Consider the following 11,381-nt stretch of genomic DNA (forward strand, 5'->3'; position numbering starts at 1 on the left):
GTATAGAACTGAAACATTCAGGAAATAGGCAATGACTCATTCGCAACGTTTGAAATACTCGATTCTGATCGTGCTCGTCGTCCTGGCGATCATGCTGGGGCTGTCCTGGATGCAGGGCAGGGGCATGATCAGCGAGCAGCTGTTTCAGTACATCGCCATTGCCGTGGCGGTCGCCGTTGTCGTGATCAACGGCGTGATGCGGCGCAAGGTCAAGCCCTGAGCGCTGGTTTCATTCGCCGGCGTGGAGGACAGCCAGGGCCTTGGGATGCAGGCTGTAGCTTTTATCCGGGTTGAGGCTGACGACCCCCTCGCTGTACAGGCGCTTCAACACCTCGCGCACGCTCAGGAAGGACAAGGGAATGTCCAGCTCCAGCAGTTCGCTATGGACCCCCCGCACGCCCAGGCAGCGGTTGTCGTCGGCGGCCTTGAGCAACGCATCGATGACTTTGAGGCGGATCAGGCTGGTCCGCAGGCCGAAGCTCTTGAGCAGGCGCCTGATCTGCTCATTGCCGCCTCGCTCCGGCGAATTGCCAAACACCGGGTGGGTGGCCGCCAGCGAAACGCTGGTCAGTCGTGGCTTGCCGTCCATGGGCGATAGCGCGTTACGCATGCAAAAACTCCTTACCAGCCTGTTCAGAAAAGGTCACCAATACTCTCCTCAATAGGACGAACGAGGGCGGGCAATCATGAAGGCCCGGATGTGAAAAAAATGCCCTGGCTTTGTCAAACCCTTGTAGCCAAACGGGCGTCGGGCGATTAATTTTTTTTCATCCGGTTCGTTTTATGGCAAGGCACATTCCGGTCAGCACGCGGCATGTGAACTTCCTAAAAATTTGCACCAGGAGTGAACGTGACGATATCCGGGCAGTTATCGAGGATTGGCCTTGCAGGCGCATTGTTGGGGACGGCGCTGGGGCTCAGCGCGACGATCCAGGCGCAAGGCAGTGAAGAGCAGGCCAGCGCCGAGATCCGCCGCACCCAGTTCGGCGTGCCGCATATCCGGGCCGAGAACGAGCGCGGCCTGGGCTATGGCATCGGCTACGCCTACGCCCAGGACAACCTCTGCCTGCTGGCGAACGAGGTGATCACGGTCAACGCCCAGCGCTCACGCTTTTTCGGTCCAGAGCAGCTCACGGTGGAGCAGCGGGATAACCGTGCCAGCGACCTGTTCTTCAGTTGGCTCAACACCCCGCAGGCGGTTTCCGGATTCTGGCAGGCCCAGACGCCGGAGGTGCAACAGCTGGTCGAAGGCTACGTGGCGGGCTACAACCGCGCTCTGGCCGAGCGCAAGGCCAAGGGGCTGCCCGAGCAATGCGCAGGCGACTGGGTGCGCCCGCTTACCGCGTTCGACCTGGTCAAGCTGACCCGCCGCCTATTGGTAGAAGGTGGCGTCGGCCAGTTCGCCGAAGCCCTGGCCGGCGCGCAGCCGCCTCAGGCGACGGTCCAGCAAGCCAGCCATGCATCAGCCTTCGCCGGCGCGGCTGACCGACAACAGCGCTTTGCCCTGGAACGCGGCAGCAATGCGCTGGCCATCGGCAGCGAACGTTCTTTCAACGGCCGTGGGATGCTGCTGGCGAACCCGCATTTCCCGTGGGTGGGTGGCATGCGCTTCTATCAGATGCACCTGACCATCCCTGGCAAGCTGGACGTCATGGGCGCGGCCCTGCCAGGCCTGCCAGTGATCAACATCGGTTTCAGCCAGCACCTGGCCTGGACCCATACCGTCGACACGTCCAAGCATTTCACGCTGTACCGCCTGCAACTCGACCCGAAAGACCCGACCCGCTATCTGCTCGATGGCAAGTCCATGCCGATGAGCCGCCAGACAGTCACGGTCCAGGTCAAGCAAGCCGACGGGCAGATCGGCACGGTTTCCCGCGTGGTCTATGGCTCGCAGTTTGGCCCGATCGTGCAATGGCCGGGACGGCTGGACTGGGATAACCGGTTCGCCTACAGCCTGCGGGACGCGAACCTGGAAAACGACCGCGTCCTGGCCCAGTGGTACGCGATGAACAGGGCGGTCAGCCTCAAGGACTTGCAGGATGCGGTGCACCGCATCCAGGGCATCCCCTGGGTCAATACCCTGGCGGTGGACGATCAGGGACAAAGCCTCTACATGAACCTGTCGGTGGTGCCGAACGTGGGAGCCGAGAAACTGGCGCGCTGTAGCGATCCCCGAGCCGGCCTGCAATTGATCGTACTGGATGGCTCGCGCAGTGAATGCGCCTGGGACGTCGATCCCAAGGCTGCGCAGAAAGGCATTTATGCCGCCGGCAAGCTTCCCCAGTTGCTGCGCCGCGATTTTGTGCAGAATTCCAACGACTCGGCCTGGATGATCAACCCGGCACAGCCCTTGTCCGGCTACTCGCCGTTGATCAGCCAGCAAGGCCAGCCGCTGGGCCTGCGGGCGCGGTTTGCCCTGGAGCAGCTCGGTCGGCTGGCGAAGAACGGACCGGTGAACGTGGATGATCTGCAAGGCATGGTCATGGACGACCGGGTCTATCTGGCCGACCAGCTGATGCCGGACCTTCTGAACGCTTGTACGGCTGAGCCGGGGCCCGACGCCGGGGCGGTGGCCGAGGCCTGCACGGCGCTCAAGGCCTGGGATCGCACCGCCAGCCTGACCAGCGGACCGGGCTTCGTGCACTTCCAGCAGATCATGGCGCGGTTGCAGGCGATGCCCGATTCGTGGCGTGTCGCGTTCGATCCGAAAGACCCGCAACATACGCCTCGGGGCCTGGCGATCGAGCGAGCGCCCGTGCTCAAGGCCGTGCGCGAAGCCATGGCGGCCTCGGTGGAAATGGCCAGGGCCGCCGGCGTGTCGAAGGACAGCCAATGGCAGGACATTCAGGTCGCCAGCAGCGGTGGCCGGCAGACGCCGATCCACGGTGGGCCCGGGGAACTGGGCATCTACAACGCCATCCAAAGCCTGCCGGCGGCGAACGGCAAGCGTGAAGTGGTCAGCGGCACCAGCTACCTGCAAGTGGTGACGTTTGATGGCAATGGCCCCAGAGCCGAGGGCCTGCTGGCGTTCTCCATTTCCAGCGACCCGGCGTCACCGTATTCGGCAGACCAGACCCAGGTGTTTTCGCAGAAGCAGTGGAGTGTGTTGCCCTTCACGGAACAGCAGATCAAGGCCGATCCGCACTATCAGGCGCTGATTATCCGAGAAGGTGATGAGGCGGCCAGGGTGGCTACGCAATAGGACGTCATCGTTCTGCACGAAAGCCGCGCTCCAAAAGGGGCGCGGCTTTTTCAGTTATTGGCGGGGCGGGGCGCGATGGGATTGAGTACCGGGTTACCGTCCTGGTTCCGGGTCAGATAGACCGGTAGGACTTTGGGCAGGGAAGGCACCAGGTTCTTCACTTCGCTGAGGTCGTAGACGCCACCGATACGCAGGGCGCCGGTGCTGTTATCGGCGAGCATGACCGGGCGGTCCAGATAGCGGTTGATCAGCGGCAGCGCCTCGCTGAGGGCCAGGTTGTCCAGCACCAGCTTGCCGTTGCGCCAGGCCAGCGAGCTGTCATTGGCATCGATTTCACGCACCTGCGGCAGGTAGTCACCGGCCTTGTAGCTCGCCTGCATGCCAGGGGCAAGCTGCGAGCTGCCACCAGTGGACGCCGGGTTGCTGCTGACCTGTACGGAGCCTTCCACCAGCGTGACCCGTACCTGATCCTGGTACATCCAGACATTGAAGCGAGTGCCGGTGACGCGCACCTGGCCCTGGTCCGCCCGAACGATGAACGGGTGTTGCCGGTCATGGCTGACGTCGAAAAACGCTTCGCCTTTTTCCAGCGTGACCCGACGCTCGTTCTTGTAGTTGGCGAATACCAGCGCGCTGTTCAGGTTGAGATCCACTTGGCTGCCGTCGCTCAGGGTGACGTGGCGCACCGTGGTGCCGGCTTCGAAGCGCTGATAGGCGTCAGGCAACCAGCCCAGATTCCAGCCGGAGAAAGCCGCCAGGGGCAAGCCTAGAGCAAGCACTGCGGCGGCGACCGCCAACCGATTCCAGCGCGAGGGCCGGCGGTATGCCTGGGCCGCGAGAGGCGCCGGTTCAACCCGAGGCAGATGATCGGCGACCACCCAGATCTCCAGCATGGCTTGATATTCGAATGCGTGCAGCGGATCCGCATCGTGCCACTGCTGGAATGCCTGCCGTTCGGCATCGGTGCAATCGACGGCATGCAAGCGCATGCACCAATGGGCGGCCGCATCGGTGATGGCGTCGTATTCGGCTTCCGAGAGGGTACGTTCGGTCATGGACTCTTCCTGGTTTGCCGCATTCTAACCTTCAGCGTAAGCCGCCGAGAACCGCCGTCATGGCGTTTAACCATCAATTTTGCCGGTTTTTTCCGCCCAAAGGCTCAAGCACCGGCATGTGATGGGCATAGCCTCTCATAAACGCCGTGAAAAAAAGATCAACGCTCGGGTTATGAAAACGGTGGGTCGAGTTGGCGGCCCAACTCACAGATCAACAGTGTCACGGAGTCGGCGTTGCGCAGTATCAGGTCGATACGTTTATCGGGCAGGTGCGGATCGAGGAAAATATCCCGTGCCTCGTCCATGGACCCGGCGCCGGTGACCTTAAGAATCTCTGTGGCAATGTCCTGCAACTGCGGCACCTGTTCCAGGCTCTTGAGTACGCCGGCGTCCCAACTCATGAACAGTTTGTGCCTTGGGGTGTTTAACGACAGTGCACTGGACTGCTGTTTTTTCTGTGAGTTGTATTTCTCCTTGCCCAACAGCGTCGCTCTCGAAACCAAGTCCAGGAACGGCAATACCGCGTCCAGATAAGCGATGTCGTAGGTGTCGAACAGCTGGTGGGAGATTTCATGGATCAGCGTCGCCCCTTGGGCATGGGCGTCGACATTGAAGAATGGCGGTACCAGTTCCTTGTATTCATCCAGCCCCACATGGAAGAAAAACTGGGTCAGATAAATTCTGCCAACGGCATTGGGTTCGAGTACGAAGGCGGTGGCCGCATCGTTGGCGTCCTTGAGATTGCCGATGACGATGCGCTTGCCGTTCTGCAATTCCCAGGACGGGTCCGCCAGGGCCTGGCAGATCGGTGCAATGGCCGTGTGAATCTTTTTGACCAGGCTGGCATCGACCTCATGAACCCCGAAAAAGGCCTTCAGGAACACCTCCAACCGTGAGCCTGGCGGCACTTGGCGTTTGATCTGATCAAGGTTGTGCAGGGCATTGGCGCAATAATGCCGCGCCGTTTCCAGGGCCTGCACAATCGCGGTCGCGTAGTGGGGATACTTCCTGCGTATCTGCGCCATGCCCCGGGCTTCGATATTCATCGAGCCCCCGGCGGTGTGGTCGCTGTAGGCGTTGGCCAGCGTCGATATCACCTTGCCGTAGCGAATCGTCTGGCGCTGCGGATCGATCGTCCATTGCCGGCCATCAGGCGTACTGTGGAGGATCGGCCCCTCGGCGTTTTCATGGATCACGCGCCAGGCCTGACTGACCTTCGCCACTTGAAACACTTTACCGGCGACAGGGACATAGAGCTTGCCGGTTTCCATGGATTTATAGGTGCCGTGGGCGGCATTTTTTTGCAGGGCCTGGAGACTTACCCCGGTGGCTTCGAAAGGTTGCAGGTGGGTGCGCGCCGGTGCAGTGGACGCGATGTTCTTCCACGATGTTGCCGGCACGGCGGGGGTGCCGGACGCGCCCGGACCGATCGGGGCAAGCAGGCCGAACGTATCGTCAGGGTTCAGTACACCCAGGGAGGCCATCTCTGCTGCTCCGGCGATGAAGTCGTGCAGCCCGGCTTTCCAGTCATGCTGTTGCAGGGATTCGGCGGAGGCCTTGAAGTCCTGGTAACTCTCCCAAAGCGTTTCGATGAATGTCAGTTTGCCCTGCAACTGCCTGCCCGCCAGCTTGACACCCGTCTTGAACAGATGGCGGACGGTTTCCCAGTCGAACTGACGCTTTGTGTCGGTTTGCGTGGTCAGCATGTCCGCCACCAACCTGACGTTGTCGTCGAACAGCGTGTCGAGCAGGTTGGTCCGGATGGGGTTTGAAGCCAGGGTGATCTCCGACAGCGTGCCGACCGTCGAGGCAAACAGGTTGGTAAACGTCGCCTGTTGGTGCTCTGGAAGCCGGCGAATCAACAGGTCCTGGAGCGCGCCCGGCACATTGAGTGCCGCCAATACGCTGGCTTCATCCTTGAACTCGGAAAACTGGTGGCCGGCCTGGTAGGGCGAGTAGAGCACCTGGGGCGCCGTAGTGTCGCTGGCCGAACCGATCAGGTACAGCCCCAGGGCCTTGATCGCGGACGTGCCTTCGGTCTTGATCAGTTCCAGGGGCCGAATCAATGCGTTGGCGCCTTCTACGGCCTGGCGCGCAACGGCGTCCGGCATGTCCAGCACCTGGCGAATCAGGTCGAAGGCGGTCGATGAAAGGTGTTGCTGCAAATGCAGGACATGGGCGTATTGCAGCAGTTGCCAGGGCAGTTGGGCGCGAAATCGCTGTTTGCGTTGCCGGGCCTCCAGGCTGTTGCCGGAAAGCTTCTGCACGACGGTGCGTTGGTACACCGTGGGAATTTCCAGGGACAGCAGCATCTGACTGACCGCCGTCTCGTTCAGGCCTTCGGGCAACTTCTTGCGGGTAGTCGATGACACCTTGAAACCCGTCATCTGGATGACGTCATTATGGTTCAGGGCAAAGTCGGTCAACAGGCTGGCCGGCCCGGCAATGGCGAGTTTCGGCGTGATCAGGAGCGTGGCGGGGTCCAGGTTATTGGTGGCGAAGCGCGTGCCCAGCAGTGTCGTCAAGGTACGGTTCACGAAGCTGTGCAGTGGCTCGATACCGTCCAGGTAGTCCTTGCCGTCGCTCGCGCTGTTCTTGTATTGCTCAAGCAGGTCGATGTGCAGGCGCTGGTCTTCCACCGAGGCGGTGCCGAGCCAGGCGGGGAGTTTCTGTTGCCAGCGGATGGCCTGGGCGATACGTGCCGCCCGGGGCAGGTTGGTCGGGGCGCCTGCCTTGAGCCGGGCTTCCAGGCTTTTTCGCAACGCCGTGCCGGCCAGCCGCCAATCGCCGACTTTCAGGGCGTTCAGGTAACTGTGCTCGGCCTCCAAGTGTTCGATGAATGACTGCATTCGGTTGAGCAGCACATTGTCTTCAATGAGCTCAAAGGTTTCGAATTGGTAGCGACCGTGGGGTTTGCGCTGGGAGGGGGTGAGGTTGGCGAGCAGGGCGAAGCGCCGTTGCGGATCGAGCAGTTGTCGGTTCAGATGCCTGGTTGCAAGGTCCACGCAGCTGAAAGCTTGTAAGCCGTCGGCAGGCGTCCAGAGGATGCCCATGCCTGAGTGCGGTGTATCCAGCCCCCCGCGCTCGGTCAGGAAAAAACAAGTGGCCAGGGGCATGGAGGCCATTTCGCCTTCTGCGCGATACGCCACTCTCAGCGAGTAGACATCGGGCCGAAAGCCTTTTACCCCGATCCGTTGCTTGCGGTCCGGGTATTGTGAATCGGCGGCGAAAACGCTGCTGATGAGATCGTGCGCGGCCGCGGGTAATGTCTCATTGAGTTCGCGCAGTTCGGCCTCCGCGCATAAGCCCAGGGAAAATACGTGGGTCAGGTTGGGTAGCAGTCCGCGCAGTTGGGTGCGCAGTGAATTCGGGTGGGTGGCTGGCAGGCGTGTCAACTGGCTGTTGAAGGCGTCTTCGACCGTGGCATAGCTCTTGATCTTTCGTTCCAGGGTATCGGCCAGATAGTTGGAGGGGCGCAAGTCCCCATAGAAAGCCGGTTGCGTGCCCCAGTGTCCGTGGGTTTGCATGCGCATCAGGCTGGGGCTGATCAACGAGCGTATGTCGAGTGCCTTGTCGATGAGTGCGTGAATGTCCATCTCACTCTGGCGGGACATCTCCAATGCGTAGCTGAGGTTGTTCAGCTGCTTGCCGACGATGGCGCCGGCCAGCGACTCGGACACCGGCAGATCCACTGCCTTGCCTGACACCTGTGGTGTGTCGAAGCGCAGGAAACGGTTACGTTCGTCCAGGCTCAGCAGGCTGTACAGTGCTTCTTTGCCGGCGGCGGGGGTTGGTTTGTCCAGGAGCACATCCTTGAACCCCAGGTAGTTGTCGACTTTCTGCACGCCGCGGTTGGGGGTGTAGAGGTAGTGGCCCTTGCCGCTAATCATCAAGGCGCCGGCGAGTTCCACGTAACGCGGTTCGTACTCCCAAAGGCGCACGGTTTCGATGAACAGTAGTGGCTCCTCGCTGCGCGACGGTCTGAACAGTCGCAGCAGTTCATGGTCCTGCTCGTGGGTCAGTTGCTTGCTGTCCCGTTGGAGCAGGATGCTCGCCCGTAATGCGCTTTCGAGCACCTGGGACAGCAACGCGCGACGTGAGGCATGGAAGGGGCCGCTGGCGTCCCAGTAGCGGTCGATGATGCGTGTGAGGCTGGGGATCAGGTTCCTGGCGGTACCCTTCAAGGCGCTTTCCCACTGCCGGGTGTTCTCGGATGAAGCGGTGATCCGGGGATGGATGAAATCCACGTCGTGCCCGGCAGGCCGCCCCTGATGGTGGAAATAGACGAGCACCGCTTCGGCCAGCGACAGGTGGCGGGTCACCTGGTTCGATTGCGGATCCGCCGGGCTGGCACCGGTGCTCAGGGCTACGCGGGTCTGCTGATGATCGAAACTCACCACGGCCTCGCTCAACATCTCTTCGAGCATGACGCGCAGCGAAGGTAACTTGAGCAGTTCATCCACCATGGTCAGGGCATTGAGGTCCTGCGCGTGCTCAACGGAGTCGATCGCGCACCTGAAGACATCGTCGTTGATGATCCGGCGGCTTTTTTCGAGGGGGCTGGTGCCGTTCAGTTCGGCACGCTGGGAAATCGCCAGGAACCGGAACAGGTCGGCACGCGCCGTCGAGTCGTCCAGCAGGTCATCCAGGTGGTTGTCCAGCGCTTGCAGGGTGGCGAATTTTTTCAGGCCCCCATACGGCGTATAGAGGAATGCGGGCCGCAGGTCCGCCTCGTCAGTGTCTGACTGGTCGGTGTAGGGCAAGGCGCAGAGGGTAAAGCAGCCGGCCAGTGGAATCGGCGTGTCGTCGCCGGCTTGCAGCGTGATCGTTTCGGCCCACATCGGTGGCGTCTGCGCACGGCGCTGGGCGTGGCTCGGCAGGGCGACATGGTGCAGCCAATCGAGGTCGGCCTGCGTCAGGTCATGGGCGTTGGTCAACTGGCCCAGGTGCTTGGCGCCCAGCACTTGGGGAAATAACAGGGGCGTGCTCTCAGTGGTCATCATGGCTTCTCTATCAGGGCGCCGCGAGAGGGCGAGCCCGTGGATGAAGCTGCCACACTAGTGACCCGGGAGCGGGCAAGGGCGGTACATAGTTACCGCCCCGGACAAGGATTGACACAGTGCAGGCGAAGCAGTGTTAATCGGCGCAGTGGTTTCTCCTAACGCTGTCGCTACCTCCAACAATCATTCTGGAGCTTCAGATGTCTGCGCTATCCGATCATGCTGATTCTTGCACGCTGTCCCTTGATGAGTTGGTGAGCCTGCTGGAGCAGATTTTCCTGCGCCATGGCACGTCCGCCAAGGTTGCCCGGACCCTGGCGCAGAACTGCGCCTGCGCCCAGCGCGACGGTGCCCACAGCCACGGGGTATTTCGCATTCCCGGCTATGTCTCGACGCTCAAGAGCGGCTGGGTCAATGGACAGGCGGTGCCGGTGGTCGAGGACGTCGCTTCCGGTTTCGTGCGGGTGGACGCTGCCAATGGTTTTGCTCAGCCGGCCCTGGCGGCGGCGCGTCCGTTACTGGTGGCAAAGGCACGCAGCGCCGGGATTGCGGTGCTGGCGATCCGTAATTCCCACCACTTTGCCGCCCTGTGGCCGGATGTCGAGCCGTTTGCCTACGAAGGCCTGGTGGCGCTGAGTGTGGTCAACAGCATGACGTGCGTGGTGCCTCATGGCGCGGACCGCCCGTTGTTCGGCACCAACCCGATTGCCTTCGCTGCGCCTCGGGCCGACGGTGAGCCCATTGTCTTCGATCTCGCCACCAGCGCCATCGCCCATGGCGACGTGCAGATTGCCGCGCGCAAGGGCGAGCTGTTGCCCCCAGGCATGGGCGTGGACAGCCTCGGCCAGCCGACCCGCGACCCCAAGGCGATTCTCGAAGGCGGGGCGCTGCTGCCGTTTGGCGGACATAAGGGCTCGGCCTTGTCGATGATGGTCGAGTTGCTGGCGGCAGCCCTGACCGGGGGGCATTTTTCCTTCGAGTTCGATTGGAGCAATCACCCTGGCGCCAAGACACCCTGGACCGGCCAGTTGTTGATCGTGATCGACCCAAGCAAGGCCGCCGGGCAGGGCTTCGCCGAACGCAGCCAGGAGCTGGTCCGGCAGATGCACGGCGTGGGCTTGCGGCGCCTGCCGGGGGATCGTCGGCATCGCGAACGCAGCAAATCCAATGAGCGGGGGATCGCCCTGGATGAACAGACGCTGGCGCAACTGCGTGAACTGGCGGGGATCTGAAAGCATCGACCGGCCGTGCGCCGTGACACGAAGTCCCGAGCCTCCTACTATGGCGACTCTCTTATTTCCTGGAAGTCGTCTGGATGAGTAAGCCCGGCCAAACGGTGCTGATTGCCCTGCGTAAGATGATCGCCTCGGGCGAGCTCGCGGCCGGTGAGCGGTTGATGGAAATACCCACGGCAGAGCTGTTCGGCGTTTCACGCATGCCGGTGCGCATGGCGTTCCGTACCCTGGAGCAGGAAGGGTTGCTGGTGCGCTTCGGCGGCCGGGGTTTCCAGGTGCGCTCGGTCAGCCCCGAGGAAATCGCCGGCGCGGTGGAGGTGCGTGGCGTGCTGGAAGGCCTGGCTGCGCGGCAGACCGCCGAACGCGGATTGTCCGAAGCGGCTCGTGCCACCCTCGAGCAATGCCTGCTGCGAGGTGATGAGCTATTCGCCAAGGGTTATGTGACCGAAGACGACCTGGAGATCTATCACGACCTCAACATGCGCTTTCATCAGGTGATCGTCGAAGGCAGTCACAACCCGGCGATTGCCGATGCCCTGGCGCGCAACGATCATCTGCCGTTCGCTTCAGTCACGGCCCTGGCGGTGGATCGCCAGAACATGGCCAGCGAATTCCGCCGCTTCAACTACGCCCACATGCAGCACCATTCGGTGTTCGACGCCCTGATCCACCGCCAGGCCGGCCGCGCCGAAGCGATCATGCGCGAACACGCCAACGCCACCTTGCGCTACGCCGAGGTGTTCGGCTCGACACTGGCGGATGAGCGGATGAAGGTGATCCTTCGTTCGGAATAAGAATGGCCACTGTGTGCGGGCTTGCTCGCGAATGCGGCGGCACATCCAACATCGATGTAAGCTGATACGCCGCTTTCGCGAGCAAGCCCGCT

Annotated in this window: 7 protein-coding genes; 4 read left to right on the forward strand and 3 right to left on the reverse strand. The window is 61.9% G+C overall.

Annotated features, from left to right (window positions below; translation table 11 throughout):
- Positions 1-31: 31 nt before the first annotated feature.
- Positions 32-220: a hypothetical protein gene (locus RGM2987_RS24835; RefSeq protein WP_245145494.1), complete on the forward strand. Its 189-nt coding sequence runs from the start codon at positions 32-34 to the stop codon at positions 218-220.
- A 9-nt stretch (positions 221-229) separates the two neighbouring features.
- Here the strand turns inward: RGM2987_RS24835 and RGM2987_RS24840 are convergent, their stop codons facing one another.
- Positions 230-610: a fe2+ zn2+ uptake regulation protein gene (locus RGM2987_RS24840; RefSeq protein WP_245145495.1), complete on the reverse strand. Its 381-nt coding sequence runs from the start codon at positions 608-610 to the stop codon at positions 230-232.
- 240 nt (positions 611-850) lie between these two features.
- Between RGM2987_RS24840 and RGM2987_RS24845 the strand changes: the two genes are divergently transcribed.
- Complete coding sequence (locus tag RGM2987_RS24845) at positions 851-3,205, forward strand: acylase (RefSeq protein ID WP_245145496.1); 2,355 nt, start codon at positions 851-853, stop codon at positions 3,203-3,205.
- A gap of 50 nt (positions 3,206-3,255) precedes the next feature.
- Here RGM2987_RS24845 and RGM2987_RS24850 read toward each other — a convergent pair whose 3' ends face one another.
- On the reverse strand, positions 3,256-4,260 hold the full coding sequence (locus tag RGM2987_RS24850) for a FecR family protein (protein ID WP_245145497.1): 1,005 nt from the start codon (positions 4,258-4,260) through the stop codon (positions 3,256-3,258).
- A 170-nt stretch (positions 4,261-4,430) separates the two neighbouring features.
- The gene (locus tag RGM2987_RS24855) at positions 4,431-9,263 is read right to left on the reverse strand and encodes a DUF6543 domain-containing protein (RefSeq protein WP_245145498.1); all 4,833 of its coding nucleotides are present in this window, start codon (positions 9,261-9,263) and stop codon (positions 4,431-4,433) included.
- A gap of 197 nt (positions 9,264-9,460) precedes the next feature.
- Between RGM2987_RS24855 and RGM2987_RS24860 the strand changes: the two genes are divergently transcribed.
- Together RGM2987_RS24860 and RGM2987_RS24865 are read left to right on the forward strand one after the other, a co-directional pair.
- Positions 9,461-10,492 carry an Ldh family oxidoreductase gene (locus tag RGM2987_RS24860; protein WP_245145499.1) on the forward strand — a complete coding sequence of 344 codons (1,032 nt, stop codon included), beginning with the start codon at positions 9,461-9,463 and terminating at the stop codon, positions 10,490-10,492.
- An 83-nt stretch (positions 10,493-10,575) separates the two neighbouring features.
- The gene (locus RGM2987_RS24865) at positions 10,576-11,289 is read left to right on the forward strand and encodes a GntR family transcriptional regulator (RefSeq protein ID WP_245145500.1); all 714 of its coding nucleotides are present in this window, start codon (positions 10,576-10,578) and stop codon (positions 11,287-11,289) included.
- The last annotated feature ends 92 nt before the right edge of the window (positions 11,290-11,381 follow it).

This window comes from Pseudomonas sp. RGM2987, assembly GCF_022952855.1.
Taxonomy (GTDB): domain Bacteria; phylum Pseudomonadota; class Gammaproteobacteria; order Pseudomonadales; family Pseudomonadaceae; genus Aquipseudomonas.

What these genes read in the sequence shown, in the direction of transcription:
- RGM2987_RS24865 (WP_245145500.1), top strand. Translation starts at nt 10,576, where the DNA reads ATGAGTAAGCCCGGCCAAACGGTGCTGATTGCCCTGCGTAAGATGATC.
- RGM2987_RS24855 (WP_245145498.1), bottom strand. Translation starts at nt 9,263, where the DNA reads ATGATGACCACTGAGAGCACGCCCCTGTTATTTCCCCAAGTGCTGGGC.
- RGM2987_RS24840 (WP_245145495.1), bottom strand. Translation starts at nt 610, where the DNA reads ATGCGTAACGCGCTATCGCCCATGGACGGCAAGCCACGACTGACCAGC.
- RGM2987_RS24850 (WP_245145497.1), bottom strand. Translation starts at nt 4,260, where the DNA reads ATGACCGAACGTACCCTCTCGGAAGCCGAATACGACGCCATCACCGAT.
- RGM2987_RS24860 (WP_245145499.1), top strand. Translation starts at nt 9,461, where the DNA reads ATGTCTGCGCTATCCGATCATGCTGATTCTTGCACGCTGTCCCTTGAT.
- RGM2987_RS24835 (WP_245145494.1), top strand. Translation starts at nt 32, where the DNA reads ATGACTCATTCGCAACGTTTGAAATACTCGATTCTGATCGTGCTCGTC.